Origin of the sequence: Niveispirillum irakense DSM 11586, from assembly GCF_000429645.1 — a bacterium.
Classification (GTDB): Bacteria; Pseudomonadota; Alphaproteobacteria; order Azospirillales; family Azospirillaceae; genus Niveispirillum; species Niveispirillum irakense.
Map to the genome: position 1 here is coordinate 889,264 of NZ_KE386933.1, position 23,073 is coordinate 912,336.

19 protein-coding genes are annotated in these 23,073 nt (G+C 61.6%); 12 read left to right on the plus strand and 7 right to left on the minus strand.

What is annotated here, in order from left to right; translation table 11 throughout:
• Positions 1-73 precede the first annotated feature (73 nt).
• Complete coding sequence (sppA, locus tag G473_RS0118225; protein WP_029014282.1) at positions 74-1,903, minus strand: signal peptide peptidase SppA; 1,830 nt, start codon at positions 1,901-1,903, stop codon at positions 74-76.
• A 126-nt stretch (positions 1,904-2,029) separates the two neighbouring features.
• On the opposite strand from sppA, the gene pabB reads away from it, so the two are divergent.
• Both pabB and G473_RS27695 read left to right on the plus strand, forming a co-directional pair.
• Entirely contained in the window at positions 2,030-3,505 is a 1,476-nt protein-coding gene (gene pabB / locus G473_RS27690) for an aminodeoxychorismate synthase component I (protein WP_084438289.1), read from the plus strand.
• A gap of 10 nt (positions 3,506-3,515) precedes the next feature.
• Entirely contained in the window at positions 3,516-4,262 is a 747-nt protein-coding gene (locus G473_RS27695; RefSeq protein ID WP_035708197.1) for an aminotransferase class IV, read from the plus strand.
• A gap of 20 nt (positions 4,263-4,282) precedes the next feature.
• Here the strand turns inward: G473_RS27695 and G473_RS27700 are convergent, their stop codons facing one another.
• Together G473_RS27700 and G473_RS0118250 are read right to left on the minus strand one after the other, a co-directional pair.
• Positions 4,283-6,319, minus strand: a complete 2,037-nt coding sequence (locus G473_RS27700) for a putative bifunctional diguanylate cyclase/phosphodiesterase (protein ID WP_161631008.1) — start codon at positions 6,317-6,319, stop codon at positions 4,283-4,285.
• Between the two features lie 334 nt (positions 6,320-6,653).
• On the minus strand, positions 6,654-6,845 hold the full coding sequence (locus G473_RS0118250; protein ID WP_029014284.1) for a hypothetical protein: 192 nt from the start codon (positions 6,843-6,845) through the stop codon (positions 6,654-6,656).
• An 862-nt stretch (positions 6,846-7,707) separates the two neighbouring features.
• Here G473_RS0118250 and G473_RS0118255 point away from each other — a divergent pair.
• The 5 genes from G473_RS0118255 (at position 7,708) to G473_RS0118280 (ending at position 14,737) form a co-directional block, all read left to right on the plus strand.
• Entirely contained in the window at positions 7,708-9,654 is a 1,947-nt protein-coding gene (locus tag G473_RS0118255; RefSeq protein WP_029014285.1) for a PrkA family serine protein kinase, read from the plus strand.
• Positions 9,655-9,849: 195 nt separating this feature from the next.
• Positions 9,850-11,175: a YeaH/YhbH family protein gene (locus G473_RS0118260; RefSeq protein ID WP_029014286.1), complete on the plus strand. Its 1,326-nt coding sequence runs from the start codon at positions 9,850-9,852 to the stop codon at positions 11,173-11,175.
• A complete protein-coding gene (locus tag G473_RS27705; RefSeq protein WP_035707678.1) occupies positions 11,172-12,734 on the plus strand; it encodes a SpoVR family protein in 1,563 nt (520 codons plus the stop codon). Before G473_RS0118260 ends, G473_RS27705 begins: the two co-directional genes overlap by 4 nt.
• Positions 12,735-12,979: 245 nt before the next feature.
• On the plus strand, positions 12,980-13,366 hold the full coding sequence (locus G473_RS29515; protein WP_245580154.1) for an RT0821/Lpp0805 family surface protein: 387 nt from the start codon (positions 12,980-12,982) through the stop codon (positions 13,364-13,366).
• Positions 13,367-13,402: 36 nt separating this feature from the next.
• Positions 13,403-14,737, plus strand: a complete 1,335-nt coding sequence (locus G473_RS0118280; protein WP_084438293.1) for a serine hydrolase domain-containing protein — start codon at positions 13,403-13,405, stop codon at positions 14,735-14,737.
• 102 nt (positions 14,738-14,839) lie between these two features.
• On the opposite strand, the gene G473_RS27715 is transcribed toward G473_RS0118280, so the two are convergent.
• Entirely contained in the window at positions 14,840-15,154 is a 315-nt protein-coding gene (locus tag G473_RS27715; RefSeq protein WP_035707682.1) for a hypothetical protein, read from the minus strand.
• Positions 15,155-15,576: 422 nt separating this feature from the next.
• Here G473_RS27715 and G473_RS0118290 point away from each other — a divergent pair, with 422 nt between their 5' ends.
• On the plus strand, positions 15,577-17,289 hold the full coding sequence (locus tag G473_RS0118290; RefSeq protein WP_029014288.1) for a methyl-accepting chemotaxis protein: 1,713 nt from the start codon (positions 15,577-15,579) through the stop codon (positions 17,287-17,289).
• Positions 17,290-17,400: 111 nt separating this feature from the next.
• Here the strand turns inward: G473_RS0118290 and G473_RS30435 are convergent, their stop codons facing one another.
• Complete coding sequence (locus G473_RS30435) at positions 17,401-17,643, minus strand: hypothetical protein (protein WP_154667459.1); 243 nt, start codon at positions 17,641-17,643, stop codon at positions 17,401-17,403.
• A gap of 21 nt (positions 17,644-17,664) precedes the next feature.
• Here G473_RS30435 and G473_RS30440 point away from each other — a divergent pair, with 21 nt between their 5' ends.
• Both G473_RS30440 and G473_RS0118300 read left to right on the plus strand, forming a co-directional pair.
• Positions 17,665-18,051, plus strand: a complete 387-nt coding sequence (locus G473_RS30440; RefSeq protein ID WP_154667460.1) for a PDC sensor domain-containing protein — start codon at positions 17,665-17,667, stop codon at positions 18,049-18,051.
• Positions 18,052-18,108: 57 nt separating this feature from the next.
• Complete coding sequence (locus G473_RS0118300) at positions 18,109-19,104, plus strand: glycerophosphodiester phosphodiesterase (protein ID WP_210163345.1); 996 nt, start codon at positions 18,109-18,111, stop codon at positions 19,102-19,104.
• On the opposite strand, the gene G473_RS0118305 is transcribed toward G473_RS0118300, so the two are convergent.
• Both G473_RS0118305 and carA read right to left on the minus strand, forming a co-directional pair.
• Complete coding sequence (locus tag G473_RS0118305) at positions 19,073-20,086, minus strand: hypothetical protein (protein WP_029014290.1); 1,014 nt, start codon at positions 20,084-20,086, stop codon at positions 19,073-19,075. The genes G473_RS0118300 and G473_RS0118305 overlap by 32 nt on opposite strands.
• On the minus strand, positions 20,087-21,271 hold the full coding sequence (gene carA / locus G473_RS0118310) for a glutamine-hydrolyzing carbamoyl-phosphate synthase small subunit (protein WP_084438295.1): 1,185 nt from the start codon (positions 21,269-21,271) through the stop codon (positions 20,087-20,089).
• A gap of 428 nt (positions 21,272-21,699) precedes the next feature.
• Between carA and G473_RS0118320 the strand changes: the two genes are divergently transcribed.
• A complete protein-coding gene (locus G473_RS0118320) occupies positions 21,700-22,158 on the plus strand; it encodes a GatB/YqeY domain-containing protein (protein ID WP_029014293.1) in 459 nt (152 codons plus the stop codon).
• Positions 22,159-22,200: 42 nt separating this feature from the next.
• The gene (locus G473_RS29525) at positions 22,201-23,058 is read left to right on the plus strand and encodes a GNAT family N-acetyltransferase (RefSeq protein ID WP_051330423.1); all 858 of its coding nucleotides are present in this window, start codon (positions 22,201-22,203) and stop codon (positions 23,056-23,058) included.
• Positions 23,059-23,073 lie beyond the last annotated feature (15 nt).

The window sequence follows — 23,073 nt, forward strand, 5'->3', positions numbered from 1 at the left end:
TAAGAAAAGGCGCGGGAAGCTGGAGAGCTTCCCGCGCCTTTTGCTTTTTCAATTCCCCTCTACCGGCTACCGGTCAGAAACCGTGCGCCAGCATGGCCGGCATCATGGCCGTCATATCCTCGCCCGCGCGCAGGAACGGGGCGAGCGGTGCCAGAGCAGGGCGCACATCGGCCAGCGCCGCGCTGGCCATATGGCGGCTGATGTCGGCCCGCACATCGCCATTCAGCAATGCCATCACCAGTTCAAACTGGGTGCGCTGACGCGGGAAGCTGACAATGGACAGGGGCGCATCGGCCTCCAGTTCCAGGGCTTCCCGGGTCAGTGCGATGGCGACATGGTAACCGCCCAGCGCATCCACCAGACCCAGATCCTTTGCCTGCCGGCCCGTATAGACCCGGCCCTTGGCGATGGTGCGCACCTGCTCGATCGGCAGGTTGCGTCCCTCCGCCACGCCATCGGTGAAGGCGGCATAGGTGGCATCCAGGAAGGCGTTCAGCTTCGCGTCCTGGGCGGGTGTGAAGGGGGCGGTGGAAGACCACATGCCGGCATTCGCGCCCCGGCTGACCGTGTCGATATGGATACCGACCATATCGGTCAGGCCCGTCGTCACCATCTTGCCGGCGATGACACCGATGGAACCGGTGATGGTCGCCGGCTGCGCGACGATCTTGTCCGCCCCCATGGAGACCCAATAGCCACCCGAAGCGGCAACGGCGCCCATGGATACGATCACCGGTTTGCCAGCGGCTTTCGCCTGCAGCACCTTACGGCGGACCACTTCCGACGCCACGGCGCTGCCGCCGGGGCTGTTCACGCGGAACAGGATGGCTTTGACGTCGGGGTTCTCAATTGCCTCGTCAAAAGCCCCAGCGACGGTGGTGGCGCCAAAGCTCTCCGCCCCGGACAGCGGATCGGCGGCGCTTTCGCCCCGCATGATCGCCCCTTCACCGACGATGACGGCAATCAAGGTCGGCGATTCGGTAATGGATACCGGCTGGTCCTGAATTTGAGCATAAGCGTGGAGATCGATCAGGGTCGGTTCATTCTCCCCAACCGGCTTTTCCATCGGCTGTCCGGCTTCGGGCGGGGTGCCGCCGGCTGCCTTGATCAAGGCCCAGTCCACCGCCTCGTCCCAATAGGCCAGCCGGTCGACCAGCTTGGCGTCCAGGGCGGCCTTATCCAGCAGCGGGGCATTGTCCACGGCCTTGCGGACATCCTCCACGGCCAGACCCCGGCTGGTGGCTACACCGGTGACCCATTGCTCATAAAGATCCCCAACCAGGGCTTCTGTCGATTCCCGGTTGGCGGGGGAGGCTGTGGTCTCGGTATATTGCTCCGCGAAGGTCTTATATTCCTCGCGCTTGCGGAACTGGGGTTCAATCGCCAGCTTGTCCAGCGTTCCGCGCAGGAAGGGCAGTTCCGCCTGCATGCCGGTAATCGCCAAATCGCCCATGGGCTGCAGCCAGACCTGCTCGAATGCGCTGGCAAGGTAATAGGGCTGCATGCCATTGCCGACCTCGCCGAAGCTCTCGGCATGGACGATGGCGAAGCGGCCGGAATCCCTTAACCGCTGGATCGCGTCGCGCAATTCCTGCGATTGGGCGAAGGAAAGCGCCGGGCTGCCCGTCCTGGCAATGATACCCTTGACGCGCGGATCCTTGCTGGCGCGGTGCAACGCCAGGATCGTTTCGTCCAGTGTGGCGCGCTTGTCTCCCAGCAGCCCGGCGAGCGGGCTGGTCGGTTGTCCTTCCGCCAGGGGCTGTTCAAGATCGAGTTGAAGCACGATCTGGTCTGGCAGGGTTGGTCCCTTCCGCGCAAAATAGACCCAGGTGCCGATCACCGCCGTTGCTATAACAACGGTCAGGATGCCAATGATGGCAAATACCCTTACGAGGACACGCATACGTCACTTCCGATAGCAGTGTGATTGCGGACAGAGTAACCGTTGCCGATGGCTGCTTGCCAGAGGTGAAATACGCTATTTTTCTTCGCCCTTTCGGCTATATGCCTTTCCTCTTGCAGCATGCCTATGAAGATAGACCATTCCCTCTGCCCGACGATCCTGTCTTTGCCGCCATTGGACCCGGCAGCGGCCTTTGCTGCTATGGCAGGGGAGGATGGCGCCATGCTGCTGGATGGCGGGGCTGCCGATGCCGGACGGGCCCGCTACAGCATCATCGCCGCCGATCCGTTCGGCTGGCTGGAGGTGGCGGATGGCCGGGTGTTGCGCGATGGCAAGCCCTGCTTCGGTGATCCTTTCACTGTCCTGGCAGAAGCACTCGCCCCTTTCCGGCGGCAGAGTGTGGCCGGTCTGCCGCCTTTCCAGGGGGGGGCCATCGGCCTGCTGGGGTATGAGTTGGGCGGGTGGCTGGAAAGACTGCCTGCCCCCCGGCCGCGGGGCCTGGACCTGCCGGATATGGCGCTGGGTCTCTATGATACGGTGGCCGTCTTCGACCTGATGGCGGGGCATGGATGGGTGATCAGCGGGGGGGAGCGGGAGACCGATCCCGTGCGGCGACCGGTTTTGGCGGCCCAGCGTGCGGTGGCCCTGCGGGACCGTCTGGTGGCGGGGGCGGCATCGCCCCTGACATTGCCCCCGGAGCGGTTGCTGGCGCCACCAGGCTGGCAGGCGGAACTGGCGCCCGATGCCTATCGGTCGGCGGTTGCCCGTATCCTGGACTATATCCGGGCCGGCGATATCTATCAGGCCAACATGACCCAGCGTTTCTTGGGGCGCCTGGCTGCCGGGGTTGGCGCCTGGGATGTCTACCGGGCAATCCGTCCGCGTCTGGCGGCCCCTTTTTCCGCCTTTCTCAATCTGGGACGGGGGCGGGCGGTTGCCTCGGGCTCCCCGGAACGGTTCCTGTCGCTGGATGCGCAGGGGCAGGTGGAAACCCGGCCGATCAAGGGGACGCGCCCCCGTGACCTGGGTGACCCGGCCCGCGATGCGGCACTGGCAGCGGAACTGCTTGCCAGTGCCAAGGATCGTGCGGAAAACCTGATGATTGTGGACCTGCTGCGCAATGACCTGTCGCGCGTGTCGCAGGTCGGCAGCGTGGCAGTGCCCAGCCTTTGGGCGTTGGAAAGCTACCGCACCGTTCATCATCTGACATCCGTGGTCACATCGCGATTGCGGCCTTGCCTGGGGCCGGTTGATCTGCTGCGGGCGGCTTTTCCCGGTGGGTCGATCACCGGGGCGCCCAAGATCCGCGCCATGGAGATCATTCATGAGCTGGAGCCGGCGCGCCGTGGCCCTTATTGCGGGTCTGTGGCCTGGATCGGCTGGGATGGGGCGATGGACAGTTCCATCATCATCCGCACGGTCGCGATTGATGGCGAACGGATGCAGGTCCAGGCAGGCGGTGGCATTGTTGCTGATAGCGACCCGGAAGATGAATATCAGGAGAGCCTGACCAAGGTTCGGGCCATACTGACTGCATTGGACCCCGCCATGTCCTGGCCCCCCGGTGTGGCGGAGGCGGAGGCCTGGATGGCGGCGCAATGACGGGTGCATCATGACCATGATCTGGCTGAATGGGGAGTTTCTTCCCGCCGACCGCCCGGCGATCCTGGCGAATGATCGTGGCTTTACCCTGGGGGATGGCCTGTTTGAGACGATTGCCGTCAAGGCCGGGGTGGCCTTGCGGATGGAAGCGCATTGCCGCCGTCTGCGGGAAGGGGCGGATTTTCTGGGCTTGCCGGTACCGTTGGATGATCAGGGATTGACTGATGCGGTGATGGGTATCGTCGGCGCCAATGGCCTGCATGATGCTGCGGTCCGCCTGACCCTGACCGCCGGGCCGGCGGCACGCGGTTTGCCCCGGCCAGCCAGTCTCAGCCCAACCCTGTTATTGACGGTCGGCACCCTGCCGGGGGAATTGCCGCCGGCCCGCCTGATCATCGCCCGCCGTACCTATCGGAATGAAAAATCGCCTTTTTCGCGGTTGAAGGTGACCAGCTATCTGGATGGCATCATTGCCCGGAACGAGGCTTTGGCGCTGGGGGCCGATGATGCGCTGCTGCTGAATGGCAATGGCCATGTCGCCGAGGCAACGGCCTCCAACTTCTTTGCCTTGATTGAGGGGCAATGGGTCACGCCACCGGTCGCTGACGGTGCATTGCCGGGCACCATGCGGGCTTCCCTGTTGCGAAGCTGGAATGCGGTTGAGCGCAGTCTGTTACCGGCTGATCTTGATAGGGCGACGGAGATGATGCTGACCACGGCGTTGGGTATCCGTCCGGTGGCGGGACTGATTGGCTGATCTGCTGTTCCCACCCCTTTTCAGCCGCTGCTGGCCAGCGGCACCCCTTGAAGGAAATGCCGGCTGAAAATATCCGCCGGCACGGGACGGGAGACGAGATAGCCCTGCATCAAGGGACAACCCTGATGTTGGAGCCATTGCCGCTGTGCCTCGTTCTCCACCCCTTCGGCAACGGTTTCCAATCCCAGCCGCTGGGCCAGATCCAGAACGGTAGCGGCGATTGCGACATCACCGGGCACGGTGCTGATGAACCCGCGATCGATCTTCAACGCCGTCAACGGAATGCGTCGCAGATGGGAGAGGGAGGAGTAGCCCGTGCCAAAATCGTCCATGGCAATCCCGACGCCCAGATCGCGCAGCCGGCGCAGCATGATGAAATCACCGGCTGCCTGATTCATGGCCACGGTTTCGGTGATTTCCAGGGTTAGCAGCGCAGGCGGCAGGCCGCTTTCAGACAGGGCGCGCTGCACCTTGTCGGGAAAGGCGGCATCCGCCAGTTGCCGGGGGGAGACATTCACCGCCATGGTGAAATCACCCTGGACCTGCCGCCAGAGCGCGGCCTGCCGGCAGGCTTCCATCAACACCCATTCACCGATCGGGTTGATCAGGCCGGTTTCCTCTGCCACATGAATGAAATCAGCGGGGGAGACATAGCCATCCTCCCGTCGCCAGCGCAGCAATGCTTCCGCACCCCGCAATGACAGGTCTGCCGGGTCCACGGTCGGTTGATAGAACAACTCGAACTCATGGCGGATTTCTGCGGCGCGCAGTCGCGCCTCGGTTGCCAGGCGCGCCATGGCACGTCCCGTCATTTCGGCGGAGAACATGCGCCAGCAACCGCTGCCCGCGGCCTTGGCGGCATACATCGCCGTATCGGCACAGCGCAGGATCTGTCTCCCATCCGCCCCATCCTCGGGCCAGAGGCTGATCCCGATGGAAGCGCTCGGCTGTAGCTGATGGCCATCCAGATCCAGGGGGCGGGCCAGGGCGGTCAGCACCCGGTCCGCGACCTGGATAACTTCTTTCGGGTCGCTGACATCCTCCACGATGATCAGGAATTCGTCGCCGCCCAGCCGGCCAACGGTGTCGGATTGGCGCAGCGTGTGGCGCAGCCGCTGGGCGACGGCCTGCAACAGACGGTCACCCAATTCATGACCTAAGCTGTCATTGACATGCTTGAAACGATCCAGGTCCATGAACAGGACCGCAACCCCGCGCTGAACCCGTCCGGCGCGGGCAAGAGCATGGTCCAGCCGCTCATTCAGCAAGGCGCGATTGGGCAGGTCGGTCAGGCTGTCCCGTGTCGCCAGTTGCCGCAGCATCTGCTGTGAACAGTCCAACCTGTCCAGCATCTCGTTGATGCGTCCGCTGAGGCGCCCCAGCTCGTCATGCTCATGACCGGCGGGCGCAGTCAGGCGGGCTTTTTTGTCGTGGTTGTCTGGGGCTATCTGTTCAACTGCCTGTTCCAGCGCCAGCAGCGGCTTGGTCAGGAAGCGATGGAAAACCAGGGTCAGGGCCAGACCCAGCAACAGATTGCGCGCCATGCCGCCAAGCAGGGCGGACAGGACGAAGGCAATATAATCGGCAGAAATGCGCCGCATATCCAGATGGATCCGCAGGATGCCGATTGCCGGTTCCGCCCGGCCATTGGGCAGGGGGCGGTATAAAAGCCGCTCCCCCAACGCCAGATCACCAAAAACAAGGGCGCCGAGCGCGCCCGGCTGGCTGGTCCCCGGATTGCTGTCGCTCCACCCTGCATCGGTACGGAAGCGGGCCCAGAGCGGCTCGGTCGGCGACATGCCAATCTCGATCCCCGAAATGGCATCAATCGACAAGGCAGACGCGCCGATCTGGGCGGCCAGACCGTCATCGGCATTCCACGCTGCGGTGGCAGCACTTCCTTCCACCAGATCCAGCATCTGTTCCACCAAGGCAGCCGCCTTCCCGCGCTCCCGCCATGTGGCCCAGCCCAATTCCAGTACTGTCAGCAGCAGACCGATCAGGCATGCCGCCAATACCGCGCAGGCGGCTTGGCGCATTGCCAGTGATCGTTCCATTCCCATTCGCATCCCGCCCCCTCCCCAAACCGGCACGGGTCATTTCCAGCGTTATAAAGCAGTACGCTGGAAATGATGACTACATCACGTATGATGCAAAAGATGGTACAAAAAATACACCTGTTTACTATCGAATGGATAGAGTTTGTGGGGTGCTGGGCGCAGCATGGGAAAGGGATTCTTTCAGGATCCGCGCACCTCACCATTGCAGGCGGTTGTCAATCCACTGATCAGCAGGCGATCAATTTTGCTTTGATCACAAACGTTTGAGGGTGGCCAAAGAAAAGGGGCCATGTTGCCATGGCCCCTTTTCTTTTTGATCCATTATGCTGGATCAGCCAGCACGCTTCAGGCGTCTGAAGCTGGCCCACATGTCGCTTGGGTTCTTGTCCAGGTCAAACGCGCGGGTCTTCGCCGGATCGACGCCCTGACGGCGGCATTCCAGGGCGAAAATATTGGTCTGCTCCGGGTCGAGGCCCAGTTCACGGCAGGTGCTGTCGAAGCTGTTCTGGAAATCGGCGCTCATTTTGTCACCCTGGCGACCTGCATGGCATCGGCGCCGCCGGCCCATCCGGCTAGCTACCTATGCGATGCAGCATGACGGATCATTGTGGCCGGATTAGGAAGCCATTGATCCGTATTGGTCGCGTTTGCCTCCATACAACAAACTTTCTGTTGTTTGGTTGCAATTGCGAAGGCGACATGGCGGCCTTTCACCATATGCGCACGCTATCGATTCGCGCCTCGAAGGACGAACGGAACAGGGGTCCGGTTCCGGGCGCCCTTTTTGTGAGTCTGCCTTTTTATCGCCAAACCTTGGCCCAAGCATGAAAGAGCCCGGCAATCGCAGCGCCGGGAGGATCGTTTCGGCAGAGGTTCTTTACCGGTGGGGATTATCGGATCATGCTACCCAGGATGCGCTCCGGTGCGGCCTTGTCGGCTGGTGCGTCTTGCCATGGGTTGCGGTGTCGGGATGCCCACAACGGGGCCCGCTTATATGACGCTCGTGAAATTCCAGGGCATCATTTCCCGTACCCAGTGGCAAAACTATTCCAATAGTCAGGGATGAAGCTCGGCTGATTAGGAATAATTTAATAAGCAGGGCTGAGAATCAGCGTACCAATCACCTATCGTGATGAGGTGCATGCCGTGATCGGTGACAGGATGGCCAGGGCAGTTTCTCCCGGCCGGCGCAAGACGCCGGGAAGGGAACTGCGGGTTGCATCCACCCCGATATCGATCATTCATGCGTATGGTCCTTTTCTTCCGACCAGAAGAGCGGTCGCCACCAGACCCGCCATTCCATGTTCCGGAACTGCGCCCCTGCCTTTGTCCCCCTGGTCAAGCCAGGGCGGATGGTTCAGGGCCGCCCATGAAGGAGAGCGCTCATGAGCTTGGTCACCGACCTGTTCGCCAGCTATGCCAGCAGCTACGAGAGCCGGCGCGACGTCGAGATGTCGTTGATGGATTTCCTGGAAGGATGCCGGGATGAACCCGTCCGATATGCCAGCGCTGCGGAGCGCCTGCTGCAAGCCATTGGCGAGCCGGAAGTGATCGATACCGCCCGGGATTCAAGGCTTGCGCGTATCTTCATGAACCGGACCATAAAAGTTTACCCGGCCTTTGCCGAGTTTTTCGGCATGGAGGAGACGATCGAGCGGATCGTCGGCTTCTTCCGTCATGCGGCGCAGGGGTTGGAGGAGCGCAAGCAGATCCTTTACCTGCTGGGGCCTGTGGGGGGCGGCAAATCCTCCCTGGCGGAACGGTTGAAGGCCCTGATGGAAGATCAGCCGATCTTCGCCCTGAAGGCCGGGGATGAGATCAGCCCGGTCTTTGAAAGCCCGCTGGGCCTGTTCGATCCAGCCACGATGGGCGCGGTGTTGGAGGAAAAATATGGCATTCCCCGCCGCCGCCTAACCGGGCTGATGAGCCCCTGGGCCTTGAAGCGACTGGACGAATTTGGTGGCGATATCCGCCGCTTCAAAGTGGTGAAGCTGCGCCCCTCGCGCCTGCGTCAGATCGGCATCGCCAAGACCGAGCCGGGGGATGAGAATAACCAGGACATTTCCTCCCTGGTCGGCAAGGTCGATATCCGCAAGCTGGAGCTGTACAGCCAGAATGATCCGGATGCTTACAGCTATTCCGGTGGTTTGAACCGTGCCAACCAGGGCATGCTCGAATTTGTCGAGATGTTCAAGGCCCCCATCAAGATGCTGCACCCGTTGCTGACCGCGACGCAGGAAGGCAATTATATCGGTACCGAAAATATCGGTGCTCTGCCTTTCCAGGGCGTCATCATGGCCCACAGCAACGAGGCGGAGTGGCAGAGCTTCAAAAACAACAAAAATAATGAGGCCTTCATCGACCGTATCTGCGTGATCAAGGTGCCCTATTGCCTGCGGGTGATGGAAGAACAGCGCATCTATGAGAAACTGATCAAGACGTCGGAACTGGCGGCGGCCCCTTGTGCGCCGGCCACGCTGGAGATGCTGGCCCGCTTTACCGTGTTGTCGCGCCTGCGCGACCATGGCAATTCCAATCTGTTCTCCAAGATGCGCGTCTACGATGGTGAAAGCCTGAAAGAGACGGACCCCAAGGCCAAAACCCTTCAGGAATATAAGGACGCCGCCGGGGTGGATGAGGGGATGAACGGCATCTCCACCCGCTTTGCCTTCAAGGTGCTGGCCAGTACCTTCAACTATGACAGCACCGAGGTGGCGGCCGATCCCGTCCACCTGATGTATATCCTGGAACAGGCAATCAAGCGGGAACAGTTTCCCGACGATACCGAGAAGAAATATATGGAATTCATCAAGGCGGAGCTGGCGCCCCGCTATGCTGAATTCATCGGGAATGAAATCCAGAAAGCCTATCTGGAGAGCTATCACGATTATGGGCAGAACCTGTTCGACCGTTATGTCGATTATGCTGATGCCTGGATCGAGGATCAGGACTTCAAAGACCCGGATACGGGCCAGTTGATGAATCGCGATCTGCTGAACCAGGAACTAACCAAGATCGAGAAGCCGGCCGGCATCGCCAATCCCAAGGATTTCCGCAACGAGGTGGTGAAGTTTGCCCTGCGCATGCGGGCGGCCAATGGTGGGCGCAACCCATCCTGGACCAGCTATGAGAAGCTGCGTGAGGTGATCGAGAAGCGGATGTTCAGCCAGGTGGAGGAATTGCTGCCGGTGATCAGCTTCGGCTCCAAAAAGGACAGCGATACGGAGAAGAAGCACAGCGAGTTCGTCAACCGCATGATGGATCGCGGCTACACGGAACGTCAGGTTCGCCGTCTGGTGGAATGGTACATGCGGGTGAAGCAGGCCGGGTGAGGGGGCTGTCAGGAATGATCCCCTCCACTGACGCCATCTCTACTCTCACCCCGGCGAAGGCCGGGGTCCAGACACCAAGCCGCCAGAACTACGATCCTGGGCCCCGGCCTTCGCCGGGGTGACGGACAGAGAGAACGGGAATGCCCAAGCCCATCGGCATCCAGTTCTCTCCGCCATCGAAAGGACGGTGCAACCTTGTTCACCATTGTTGACCGACGTCTCAATCCCTCCGGTAAAAGCTTGGCCAACCGCCAGCGGTTCCTGCGCCGTGCCAAAGATCAGGTGATGCGCGCTGTGCGCGATGCCTCGGGCAAGCGGGGGATCAAGGATATCGATATGGGGGGTGATATCAGCATCTCCCCCGACGGCATTAAAGAGCCAACCCTGCGCCGTGCTTCCAGCGGCGGCAATCGGGACTATGTGGTCCCTGGAAATAAGGAGTTCATGTCCGGTGACCGTATCCGCCGTCCCCCTCAGGGCGGCGGCAGCGGCCAGGGTAGTGAGGGCGCGGAGGACGGAGATGGTCAGGATGAATTCCGCTTCGTGCTGAGCCGGGAGGAATTCATCGACCTTTTCCTGGAAGATCTGGAACTCCCCGATCTGGCCAAGCGGAAGCTGGCGGTGACGGACAGTCTGGACTGGCACCGCGCCGGCTATTCCGTGTCAGGCTCTCCGGCCAATCTCAACCTTGTGCGCACCATGCGCAACTCGCTGGCCCGCCGCATTGCGCTGAACCGTCCGACGGGCGAAGAGATTAAGGTTCTGCGGGAGGAGATCGACCGGTTGGAACGGTCGGGCCGGGATAATGTGCGGCTGGCAGAAGCGCGGGAGGAGTTGGCGCTGCTGCTGCGCCGGACCCAGCGCATTCCCTATATCGACCCGGTGGATGTCCGTTACAACCGCTTCAACGCCACGCCCCGGCCGGCGGCCCAGGCCGTGATGTTCTGCCTGATGGATGTGTCCGGCAGCATGACGGAGCATATGAAGGATCTGGCGAAGCGGTTCTATATGCTGCTCTACCTGTTCCTGACCCGCCGGTACAAGCATGTGGAGGTGGTCTTCATCCGCCATACCCACAAGGCGCAGGAGGTGGATGAGGAGACGTTCTTCTATAGCGGTGAGACAGGCGGCACCGTCGTTTCCACCGCGCTGGAGGAGATGCAGCGCGTGGTGGCCGAACGGTTCCCGCCAGCGGAATGGAATATCTATGCCGCCCAGGCCAGCGATGGCGACAATGCCTTGTCCGACAATGGCAAAACGGCGCAGTTGATGGATCAGGTGATCCTGCCGATCTGCCAATATTACGCTTATATCGAGGTGGGGCAGGATGGTGTGTCCCCCGGCCTCGCCTATGGGGGCGGCGCGCGCGAAACAGACCTTTGGCGCACCTACAAGAGCATTGCCGAAGGGCATCCTGAACTGGCGATGCGACGAGTGACGCAACGGCGTGAAATATATCCGGTCTTCCGCGAGCTTTTCGCCCGCGATGGGGCCGGCCAGCAGACGGAGGCCAGCGCATGAGCGTGACGGCACTGGATGGCGGCATTCCCCTCTATACCGGCGCGGACTGGGATTATGACAAGGTCCGCCGCGTCTATGATGCCATCGAGAAGGTGGCGTTGGGGGAGATGGGGCTCGATATCTACACCAACCAGATTGAGGTGATCACGTCGGAGCAGATGCTGGATGCCTATTCCAGCATTGGCATGCCGCTTTTTTACAAGCACTGGTCCTTCGGCAAGCATTTCGCCCGGGATGAAGCCCTGTACCGCACCGGTCAACGGGGGCTGGCCTATGAAATCGTGATCAATTCAAACCCCTGCATCAGCTATATCATGGAAGAAAACACCATGACGATGCAGACGCTTGTTATCGCGCATGCGGCCTTCGGCCATAACCATTTCTTCAAGAACAACTATCTGTTCAAGCAGTGGACCGATGCCGACGGGATATTGGATTACCTGTCTTTTGCCAAATCCTATATCGCCAAATGCGAAGAACGATATGGGCAGGTGCTGGTGGAGCGGGTGCTGGATGCCGCCCATGCCTTGATGAACCATGGCGTTCACCGCTATCCGCGCCGGCGCGGCCTGGACCTGCGCAACGAGGAAAAGCGCGAACGGGAACGCCAGGAATATAATGAGCAGACCTTCAATGACCTGTGGCGCACCGTGCCGACGAAAGCCGGCGGGGCGGCCGGCCTGAGCGACCGTGACCGGCGTCGTGCGCTCCTGGAACTGCCGGAGGAGAATATCCTCTATTTCCTGGAAAAAAAGGCACCAAGGCTTGCTGGTTGGCAGCGGGAATTGCTGCGCATCGTCCGACATGTCGCGCAATATTTCTACCCGCAGCGCCAGACCAAGGTGATGAATGAGGGCTGCGCCACCTATTGCCATTACCGCATCCTGAAGACACTGCACGAACGCGGGCAACTGACCGATGGCGCCTGGATGGAGGCGATGCACAGCCACACCAATGTGGTGTTCCAGCCGGATTTCGATGATCGCCGCTATGGCGGGATCAATCCCTATGCGCTGGGATTTGCCATGATGCAGGATATCGAGCGGATTGCCACGGAACCGACGGTTGAGGATCGGGAATGGTTCCCCGATCTGGCCGGGCGGGGCGACGCCATGGGGGCATTACGTGATGCCTGGACCCATTACCGGGATGAAAGTTTCATCCTGCAATATCTGTCGCCGTCCCTGATCCGGAAGTTCCGCCTGTTCCATGTTGCTGATGATGCACGGGAATCGGAGATGAAGGTTGCCGCCATTCATGATGAACGGGGCTATCGTGCCGTGCGTCAGGCCTTGGCCCGGCAATATGACATTGCCTGGGCCGAAGCGGATATTCAGATCGTGGATGTGGATCTGATCGGTGACCGGCGGCTGGTGCTGGAGCATCGTGTCCTCAACCAGGTCCTGTTGGAGGAGGGGGAGGCCAAGGCGGTTATCCAACATCTGGCCGATCTCTGGGGCTATGAAGTGGATATGGAGGAGGTGGACGCCGAATCCGGGGCGCGGCTGCGTAAGATCAGCGTCGGGCCGCGCCGCGTGTTGGGCGGTGGCGGCGACTGATCCGGTTCCCATCCTATTCCAGGGTTTTTGGCTGTTCTATGCCCTTGGCGGGGGCGGCTGCCTGATTGGGTAGGGGTATTCTTCCGCATTACTCCGCCGCGTGTCACGCTTCCGCCACCATTTCCAGCAGATAATCAGGCCAGGGCCGTAAGCGGCCTTGCGTTGGACGCGTCTGGTTGGCAAACAAGCGCATCCATGCTGGAACGACGTGGCGAGTGATGATGCGGCGCTTTCTCCCCTTGATCATGATTTTGGCTGTTGCGGGTTGTGTCAGCAAACCGCCACCGCCCCCCCCACCGCCGCCGGAGCCTCCGCCGCCGCCGGCCAAGCCCACCGACATCGTGATGGATGCCGGTGATCTGGCTGCTGTGCAAGGTGCCCTGCGCGAGGCCCAGACCAAGCCGATTGATCAGGTTGTCGGCTGGGCTAACCCGCTGACTGGCAAGCGCGGCGCGGTGAAAATCCTGCGTGACGGCTATGACGGCCAGAACCGTCCTTGCCGGGAATATCATTCGGTCGTGGTGCTGGAACAGATGTTCCTGCACAGCACCGGTTTCCTGTGCCGCCAGCCCAATGGGGCTTGGGAAGTCGTGCAGTCGCACGAATACCCGCTTTACCGCCACGGCGCCTGACGGATTGTCAGCCGTCGCGGGCCGAAGGGAACAGTTATGCGTCGCTCTATTCTTGTCGCCTCTATCGTCCTGACCGCCGCTGTGGGCGGCGTAGGGTGGTGGATGATGACAGAAAGGGACGCAGCGGTATCCCCAGTGATCGCCGTGCCACCACCACCACCGCCGGGTCCGCCGGTGGTGGTGGTGGATGTGCCCGGCAGTTCAGGTGCGTTGATGCCCGTGGCTGACCCCGATGCGGGCATCCTGTCCGATACGGGTGTCGCGGGTTTGCGTGCCTATGCGGATAAAAGCGGCAGCGCGGCCCTGCTTGTATGGCATGCTGGTGCTCTCCAGCTTGAGCATTACGCCCCCTCCGTTCAGGCTGGCGACCGGCTGGATGGGGAGGGGCTGGTCCCCGGCCTGATGGCGCTCCTGACCGGGGTTGCCGTCAAGGATGGCACCCTTCAGGGCATTGATGATCCCATTTCCCGCTACCTGCCGGAATGGGATGGTGGCGATCCTCGGGGCAGGGTTACGGTCCGCCATCTGCTGGAAGGGAGCAGCGGGCTGGACGCCCCGACCAATGCCCCCGGCCGTGATGCAGTAGCCTGGACCCTTTCCGCCGGCCTGTCGGCAGAGCCGGGCACACGGTTCGCACCTAACTTGTTTGAGCCGCAGGTTCTCGGCCTTGTCCTGGCCCGGGCGCGTGGCCAGGCGTTGATACCCTATCTTTCCGACGTTCTCTGGAAGCCGATGGGGGCGCGCGCAGCGGTTCTGGATACAGGCGCTGGAACGAACATGCCCTATCTGCATGCGGGGATGAAGGCGACGGCCCGCGACTGGCTGCGTGTCGGTCTGCTGCTGCTTGATAATGGTATGGTCGGCCAGCAATCGCTGGTGCCCGTGCCATGGCTGGATCTTATGGAACGGCCAACGTCCTTCTCCCGGAACGATGGTTGGCGCGTCCGGCTCGGTTGGCCCTTTGATCGGCAGGGGCCGATTCGTGCGAACAATCCGTTCAGCGAAGGCGATACGATCTTTCTGGGAGCCGAAGGGCAGGGGGCCCGGCTTTATGTTTCCAAGGGTCGGGATCTCGTGGTCCTGCGCCTCGGACCGCCTGCAAAGAATTGGGATGAGGCAGAGCTACCCAATCTGGCGGCAAAGTCGATCACCACCGCGCCCGCCTCATTCCGTTCCGAAAATGGCATGAAGGTTCAGCGCGCCCGCGACCTTAATGGCAAAGTGGAAATGCCACCGATCAAAAAGCCGCCGCCGGTGCCGTCGGTCACGGTGGAACCTTTGGATGATGTGCCCTCTGCTTCCGGCACCCCAGGCGAGACCACTGTCCCGTCAATTGCCAAGCCACCGGAAAGCGCGCCGCCTTCTCCTTAAAAAGCGAATCCAGATCAATCATGCGCGCCTTGCGCACATAAACAAATGGGAAATGCGGACGGGGGCCCCGCCCCGCATTTCCCTCCAAGCTGGCCGTTAACCTTATTTGGACTTGAAAGCCCGAAGCTGCTTGTTGAAATCGGCCGCCAGCTTTTCCATGCGCGTGGATGCGTCATTGTAGCGGCGTGTCCAGTCACCGCCGCTGCGCCCCTTACCTTCAAACTCAAGGCAGGACAGGAACTCCTGCGTCTCCGCCACATAGGCCTTTACGGCCTGCTGGGCGGTGAGCATTTCATCCTGGTTTGCGCTTGCGCCATCGGGGATGGCCGGCGGGTCTTTCAGCGTGCATTCCGCCTGGGCGGCGCCTGCGGCGCCAATGGTGAATAGCGCCAATGCCAATGCCGTCCGCTTTTTCATCTCTCTCTCGTCCCCTTCTCTCGCAATGGTAGGACTATCCCATTCCCTGGGACCACTGCTCCCCTATCGGGAGCATCGCGGCACCACCGATGATCTTGAGAAATTTAACTATATGTACGTACCTCGGATCGTAAAGGTAATCCGCACCAGATGGAGTAGATACGTCTACATTTTCGTGACAAGCTCAGCTATACCTATTCGAAAGCATGGGTGGTGGGCAAGGGTGAATGCCTTTGCACGGTCCAGGCGGAAGGTAGATAAAAATTTATATAAATCGAAGCCGACCACTTGTTCCGTAATCCTCCTCCCGGAGCTCTAACAGAGGATGCTGGGCGGGTTAGTGCCGATTTACTCTGTTCTGTGCAGTTATTTGATATTGCTGTCAGTTGCGTCGCGGAGAAGGACAGGAGAGGTTTTTCAAGATGAGCACTATCAATCGGACAATGCGGCCGAGCGGTACTCCCGTTCAGGCGAAACCCGCCTCGTCGGGTGGCCTGTTCAGTAACTGGTCCATCAGTCGGAAGATCGCCTTTGCTATTGCCGTGCCGATCGTGATCGGCCTTGGTGCCGTGATCGCACTCAGCGCTTCGGCTATGCGCACGTCCATGCTGGAACTGTCCAAGCGCTCCGAAACGCAGGTTACGGAGATGATGGCAGCTCAGATGTCTGCCGCTGTCCGCTTCAAGAACGCAGATGCCATCGGTGACAGCTATGCCGATCTGGCCAATGCCAAGGGCACCAGCCTGGCCGGTGTTCGCGTTGTGGATGGTGATGCGGAACCTCTGATCGACTATCCTTCAAAGGATAAGCCGCTGCCTGCTGGCATGCCGGCATTTGATTTTGCCAGCGCCAACCTTGCCAAGACCGTCACCGACGTGAAGGTCTTGGATCTCGGGAATTTCCTGGTTGTTCAGGCTCCTGTCCGCGCCGGCGTCAACCGGGAGCAGGTGGGCACGCTCACCGTTGCCTGGAGCCGTGCGAATGTGCAGGCCTCCATTTCCGAAGCGGTTCTGGGCAATGTGCTGATCGCCCTGGTCGTTCTGGCGGTGCTGATCGGTATTCTGGTCGTGCTGCTGCACAAGATCGTCGGCTCCCCGCTGAAGAACATGCAGAACGCCATGTCCAAGCTGGCTGCTGGCGATCTGTCGGTTCAGATCACCGGGACGGAACGTGGCGACGAGATCGGCGCCATGGCCCAGTCGGTTCAGGTCTTCAAGGACAACGCCCTGGAGGTGGATAACCTGCGCCGTCGTCAGGAAGAAGCTGAGCGGGCTGCCGCGGAAGAGAAGAAGGCGGCCATGCAGAAGCTGGCCTCGGACTTCGAAAGCTCCGTCAAGGGTGTGGTTGCTGAATTGTCCGGCGCGTCCAGCCAGGTCCAGTCCACTGCTGAAGGTCTCTCTGCCTCTGCTGAGGAAAGCCGTGCGCAGACCAGCGCCGTGGCGGCTGCCACCCAGCAGGCCAGCGCAAATGTGCAGTCGGTGGCAAGCGCGACGGAAGAACTGGCCGGTTCGCTGGCTGAAATCAGCAATCAGGTCAACACCTCGGCCCGTATCGCCCGCGATGCGGCCAAGACTGCCGAGAAGACCAATGGCACCGTCCAATCACTGGCCCAGCGTGCCCAGTCGATTGGCGATGTCGTCAAGCTGATCTCTGACATTGCCAGCCAGACCAACCTGCTGGCGCTGAATGCGACCATCGAGGCGGCGCGCGCCGGGGAAGCCGGCAAGGGCTTTGCTGTCGTGGCATCGGAAGTGAAGAGCCTGGCCAACCAGACGGCCAAGGCGACGGAGGAAATCTCCAGCCAGATCACGACGATGCAGGATGCGACCAAGGAAGCCGTGGACGCCATCGTCACCATCAGCCGCACCATTGCTGAGATCAATGATATCTCTGAAATGGTGGCTGGTGCTGTGGAAGAGCAGGATGCGGCGACGAAGGAAATCGCCCGCAATGTCCAGCAGGCCTCCATGGGCACGATGGAAGTGACCCGCAATACGGAAAGCCTGGAGCAGGTCGCTCACCAGACCGGCTCGTCCGCCACGGATATGCTGGGTGCAGCACGCAATATGGCCCGCCAGTCCGGCGAGTTGGGTCGTACCGTTGACCGGTTCCTGGCGCAGGTTCGCGGCGCCTGATCCATCTGTATGGGCGGGGATGACTGTCCCGTCCCGGCCTATATCCTAGCAAAAGGCCCTCACATCATTGATGTGGGGGCTTTTCTTTTTATGAGAGAACAAGCAGCCGTATCAACGGCTTGATGGCGAGCCGATTGCGCGATGCAGCGACGATTCTTCATCAGGACCTTTTCCTTTCTTTTTGCATCTGCCGCCTTTTTCCTGATTGGCGGGGCAGGCAGCGGGCCTGCGCACGCCGATGCTGATTATCTGCACCGTGTGACGCCGCAGATCACAGCGATTATCCGCGAGCAGGCTGAAATCGTGATTTCCGATCCATTGCTTCTCTCCGTCCTGCGGAAGGCGAAGGGACAAAGGCGTGATCCGGCGGAGCTCATGGCTCTGGACCGGCAATGGCGGGAGGAAGCGGGGCCAGGAAAGGGCCCGCTTATTGACGGGATGTTGACCAGCCCTCCCTCACGCCGGCTGGGGAAGGTGCGTCTGCGCCATGGTGCCCTTCTGGCGGATATGATGCTGATCGACAGCCAGGGTCTGCTTGCCGCGGCAACCCGTCTCACCAGCGATTACATCCAGGGGGATGAGACGAAATATCTGGAAACCTTTCCCCGTGGGACAGGGACGATCCATATCGAAGCCCCGCACTATGATGAATCGGTTCAAGATTATGTGGTCATGGCTAGCATTGTCCTTGGTGACCCGGCGGACAGTCGTCCTCTTGGCGTCTTGACCGTCACCATCAACCTGGAAATGCTGAAACCGTGACACGCAAACTTCATCCCCGTTTCCGGCCCTGATCCCTATGGTGCAGGCGTTGCTGGAATGGATGGAAAGTTTGATGCTATGCGCCTGCCGATCCTGTTGCTGACCATGAGCATGTTGATGGCCGCCCCCGTATCCGCTTTTGACCTTCAGGCCCACCGTGGCGGACGCGCGCTCTGGCCGGAGAACAGCCTGCCGGCCTTCGCCAATGCCATCGCATTGGGGGTGACGACGCTGGAACTGGATGTGGGTGTCAGCAACGATGGCGTGCTGATCATTTCCCACGACCGGCATGTTGATGCCAATATTGCCCGTGGTGCGGATGGACAATGGGTGACCGCGCCGACGCCGACATGGCACAGCCTGACCCTGACGGAAATTGCGTCTTACGATATCGGTCGTATCCGACCCGACAGCGACTATGCCAAGCGCTTTAATCGGCAGCAGCCGCTGGATGGCACCGGCGTGCCGACCTTGGCCGCCCTTTTTGATCTGGTGAAGGCGAAGGGGGCGGATCAGGTCCGCTTCAATATCGAAACCAAGATCGACCCCACGGCGCCCGGTGATACGGTGGACCCTGAAAGGTTCGCCAGCCTGCTTGTGGATGCCATCGCCAAGGCGGGGCTGGAAAAGCGCGTCACGATCCAGAGCTTTGACTGGCGGACCCTGCAGGTGGCCCAGCGTCTGGCCCCTGGCATCAGCACCGCCTATCTGACCATCGACGATCCGGAGGAAAGCAATGTCAGCGGTCCGCAGGCCCGGGCCTGGACCGCCGGCTTTTCCCCGGCTGACCATGGCAACAGCGTGCCAGCGGCTGTGAAGGCGGCGGGGGGCGCCATCTGGTCACCCTATTATCGCAACCTGACGGCAGAAACGGTGCGGGAGGCGCAGAGGCTCGGCCTTAAGGTGCTGCCCTGGACGGTGAATGACGCCGCCACCATGGCCAGCCTGATTGACTGGAAGGTTGACGGGATCATCACCGACGATCCCGTTCTGCTGCGTCAGGTCATGGCGGAAAAGGGGCTCAGCCTGCCGAGCCCAGCCAGCGGGAAGTGACCGGGGGCAGGTCGCCCCGCCAGTGGGCAACCTCTGCCGCGACCCGTTCCAGGGCGCGCTGGTCACGATAGCGTTTGCGGGCGCGGTTATTTTCTCCTCGTGCCTGCATATCCTCCAGCCGTTTGGCAACGCGGGGGTCGCCGATGACGACCTGGCGCCACCGTTCCAGCCGCAGTTCGGCGACGCAATCCACGATGGCCTGGGTGGCGGGACGCCGGCCCAGCTTGATTGCCGCCGGGGCCAGCCGGGCGGCAACGGCCGCAGCGACATCCTCAGGGATGCCGGGAAACACCGCCCGCGCCGCATCGGCCAACCCGCCGCGAAGGTCCTGGCCACGCTTGCGGTCATCGCGTGCGACACGCTTGGCAGCCACTTCCATCCGGCGGGCGGAGTGGGCCAGGATATCCTGCGCCACGGTGGCCGCATCATCGTCCAGCCATAATACAGGGCCGGCGTCCAGCAACGCGGTCACGGCAGGCGGAAGGGTCGGGTGCGGGCCTTCTGCCTGCATCAGTAATTGCAGCTTCAGCAGGGAATTCAGGGACCGCTCCCGCCCATCCACGGCGGCCAGCCAGTCAGCGCGGGTGATGGGGGCCTGCTTGAGCAGGCTGTCCAGTGCCTCCAGATCGGCGCCGGTCCAGCGGCGGCCGGCCAGCAGGCGTTCAGCCCGCTCGCGCAGCAGGGCGCGACCCGTGTCACGCGAGAGGGCGGGTTCCTGATCCAGCAGATGCCAGACATCACCGGCCAGCCGGCCCAGCGCCCAGCCCTGATGGTGCTGGATCGGCTGATCGGTCGTAAAGGCGCCATCCGGCAGGTTCCAGCGATTGGAAACCCGGATCAACCCGCGTTCATCCAGGAAACCATCCCCTCCCGGTGAGCGGACAATGACGGGCCACCCCGCGACCTGTGCGGCCAACCCTTCCGGCAGGGCGGAGGGGCGGTTCCATTCACCCAGGCGAAGCAGCCCGTCAAAATGCGTCACTTAATAGCGCCCTTCGATAGCATCGATAAAACGGTTGAACAGATAGTGGCTGTCCTCCGGACCCGGGCTGGCTTCCGGATGGTACTGGACCGAGAAGACCGGCCGATTCTTCAGCCGGATACCTTCATTGGTGCCATCGAACAGGGAGACATGGGTCACCTCGACCTCGGCGGGCAGGCTCTCCGGCTTTACGACGAAGCCGTGATTCTGGCTGGTGATTTCCACCACGCCGGAGGCGATATCCTTCACAGGATGGTTGGCGCCGCGATGGCCTTTTTCCATCTTTTCCGTCCGTCCACCCAGGGCCAGCGCCAGCATCTGGTGACCAAGGCAGATACCGAAGACGGGCTTGCCGCTTTCGACGATCTTGGCAATCGTGGGCACCGCATAGGTGCCGGTGGCCGCCGGGTCGCCCGGGCCGTTGGACAGGAAGATGCCATCGGGGTTCAGCGCCAGCACATCTTCCGCCGAGGTGTCGCCGGGAACGACGGTGACCTTGCAACCGGCGGCAGCCAGACAGCGCAGGATGTTACGCTTGGCGCCGAAATCCAACGCCACCACATGATGCTTCGGCTCACCCTGTTTGCCGTAGCCGTCTTTCAGTGACCAGATCGTCTCATCCCAGCTATAGGTCTGGCGGGTAGTCACTTCCTTGGCCAGATCCATGCCTTCCAGGCCGGGCCAGGATTTGGCGATGGCGATCAGGGCATCGATGTCGAACTTGCCATCCGGGGCATGGGCGATGACGCCATTCGGCGCGCCGACATCACGGATGCGACGGGTCAGGCGACGGGTATCAATGCCAGACAGTCCGACCACATCATGCGACAGCAACCAGTCATTCAGGTGGCGCGTGGCGCGCCAGTTGGACGGTTCCGTCACATCGGCCTTCAGGATCAGACCGCGCGCCACCGGCGTCAGCGTCTCGATATCCTCGGCATTGGCGCCCACATTGCCGATATGGGGAAAGGTGAAGGTGATGATCTGGCCGGCATAGGACGGATCGGTCAGGATTTCCTGATACCCGGTCATGGAGGTGTTGAAGCAGACCTCACCGACGCGATGGCCGGCGGCGCCGATGCCGCGCCCCCAGAAGACCGAACCGTCGGCAAGGACCAGAACGCCGGTGGCTCCGGTCGGGGCGGGCGCGTGGGCGGGGGAACCCATCGGCGGGGTGTCAGTCATCGGCAGGGCACCTTGTATCCAGGGGCGGCATCCGGGGGCGGATGCCGGTCAAAATAGGCCAGCCACCCGCCTGAAAGCGGGGCGGCCTGCCCGCGGGCGCCGCGCCGCGATCGCGCCACCGGCTGATGAAGCAGGGGCTGCGACCGGTCGCGCCGATACCGCGCGCCGGCCAGGGCCGGTACGGTTCGGCCGTTGAGATAGACAATGGCGCGCTGGCGGTCAACCCGAACCCGGCGCGCCCCAGCCGCGCGTGAAATGAAGGCCCGGCCCAACCCGGCTTTCCAGCAAAAGAAGATGGCGTCGGAAGGGCTTGCCCACCCCTTGATCCCATGTCATTCACGGCCATCTTCCGTTGGGTACTGGTACTGGCGGGGCTTGTCCGTTAATGTTGCCAGCTTGTCTTTACCCCAGAAACACCGAGGTATGTGATGTTGCGTCAGACGCTGAACGAGGCCCTGAAGGATGCCATGCGCGCCAAGGATCAGCGGGCCGTTGCCACCGTGCGTCTGATTCTTGCGGCTCTGAAGGACCGCGATATCGCGGCGCGCAGCCGCGGCGTTATGGACGGGGTGGATGATGCCGAGATTCTGGCGATGCTCCAGACAATGGTGAAGCAGCGCAAAGAGAGCATCACCATGTACCAGCAGGGCGGCCGGGCCGAGCTGGCCCAGCAGGAAGCTGAAGAGATCACTGTGATCGAGCGGTTCCTGCCGCAGCAGTTCGGGGAAGATGAGACCCGCGAGACGGTAGCCGCTTTGATCAGCGAACTGGGCGCTACCGGCGTCAAGGATATGGGCAAGGTGATGGCGGAACTGCGCGGCCGTTATGCCGGCCAGATGGATTTCACCAAGGCCAGCGCCATTGTCCGCGAGAAGCTGGCAAGCTGATCACTTAAGGCATTTGGTTGAGGTTCTGGTCGGAAGATTTTGATGCCGATCATCAGATTGATGCCGGGTGATGAAGAGCGTCTGGACGCTTATCTGGCCCGGCACCCTTCCACGTCGCTTTTCCTGCGGTCCAACCTGCGCCGGGCCGGTTTTCAGGATGAGGGAAAGGCTTTCCAGGCCCGCTATGCCGCCATGATTGGTGCTGATGGCAGCATCAGCGGCGTGGTCGCCCATGCCTGGAATGGTAACCTGCTGGTCCAGGCCGTACCGGATCAGGCAATCCCGTTGGCTGCATCGCTTGCAGAAGACGGGGATCGGCCCGTTGCGGGTATTATCGGTCCCTTGCCGGCGGCCCAGGCGGTGCGTTCGCTCTTTCCCCATAGGGAACTGGCGAGCGATGGGACCCAGGATCTTTTTGATCTTCCGCTGGCGGAACTGCGTATCCCCCATATCCTGGGGGAGCGCGGCTTTGCGTGGCGCCGCGCGGGTGCGGCGGATTTCCCGCTGCTGACGGCGTGGCGGCGTGCTTATGGGGTGGAGCTCCTCAATATTCCTGACGATGCGGCCCTCGCCACGCGGTCAGCGACAGAAATTGCCACCTGGGGGGAAGCGGGTGAGATTTTCCTGCTTGTGGATCCGGCGGGGGAGCCGATCGCCATGGCGGTCCATAATGCCCGTATCCCTGATACAGTGCAGATTGGCGGGGTCTGGACTCCGCCCGCTTTGCGGGGACGGGGATATGCCCGGGCGGCGGTCGCGGTGGCCCTGCTGGCCGCCCGCAATGATGGCGCCCTTGTCGGTGTCCTGTTCACAGGCAAACAAAATGAACAGGCGCGGCGCGCCTATCTGGCGCTCGGGTTCCGGTCCATCGGGGATTATGGCATCCTCCTGTTCCGGTGATCCTGTCATTCTTGT

Bases quoted from the DNA above. Each gene is read 5' to 3' on its own strand.
- G473_RS27700 (WP_161631008.1), bottom strand. From the start codon at position 6,319: ATGGAACGATCACTGGCAATGCGCCAAGCCGCCTGCGCGGTATTGGCG.
- G473_RS0118250 (WP_029014284.1), bottom strand. From the start codon at position 6,845: ATGAGCGCCGATTTCCAGAACAGCTTCGACAGCACCTGCCGTGAACTG.
- G473_RS0118320 (WP_029014293.1), top strand. From the start codon at position 21,700: ATGTTGCGTCAGACGCTGAACGAGGCCCTGAAGGATGCCATGCGCGCC.
- G473_RS29525 (WP_051330423.1), top strand. From the start codon at position 22,201: ATGCCGATCATCAGATTGATGCCGGGTGATGAAGAGCGTCTGGACGCT.
- carA (WP_084438295.1), bottom strand. From the start codon at position 21,271: ATGACTGACACCCCGCCGATGGGTTCCCCCGCCCACGCGCCCGCCCCG.
- sppA (WP_029014282.1), bottom strand. From the start codon at position 1,903: ATGCGTGTCCTCGTAAGGGTATTTGCCATCATTGGCATCCTGACCGTT.
- G473_RS0118280 (WP_084438293.1), top strand. From the start codon at position 13,403: ATGCGTCGCTCTATTCTTGTCGCCTCTATCGTCCTGACCGCCGCTGTG.
- G473_RS27705 (WP_035707678.1), top strand. From the start codon at position 11,172: ATGAGCGTGACGGCACTGGATGGCGGCATTCCCCTCTATACCGGCGCG.
- G473_RS0118300 (WP_210163345.1), top strand. From the start codon at position 18,109: ATGGATGGAAAGTTTGATGCTATGCGCCTGCCGATCCTGTTGCTGACC.
- pabB (WP_084438289.1), top strand. From the start codon at position 2,030: ATGAAGATAGACCATTCCCTCTGCCCGACGATCCTGTCTTTGCCGCCA.
- G473_RS30440 (WP_154667460.1), top strand. From the start codon at position 17,665: ATGGCTCTGGACCGGCAATGGCGGGAGGAAGCGGGGCCAGGAAAGGGC.
- G473_RS29515 (WP_245580154.1), top strand. From the start codon at position 12,980: ATGATTTTGGCTGTTGCGGGTTGTGTCAGCAAACCGCCACCGCCCCCC.
- G473_RS27695 (WP_035708197.1), top strand. From the start codon at position 3,516: ATGACCATGATCTGGCTGAATGGGGAGTTTCTTCCCGCCGACCGCCCG.
- G473_RS27715 (WP_035707682.1), bottom strand. From the start codon at position 15,154: ATGAAAAAGCGGACGGCATTGGCATTGGCGCTATTCACCATTGGCGCC.
- G473_RS0118255 (WP_029014285.1), top strand. From the start codon at position 7,708: ATGAGCTTGGTCACCGACCTGTTCGCCAGCTATGCCAGCAGCTACGAG.
- G473_RS0118290 (WP_029014288.1), top strand. From the start codon at position 15,577: ATGAGCACTATCAATCGGACAATGCGGCCGAGCGGTACTCCCGTTCAG.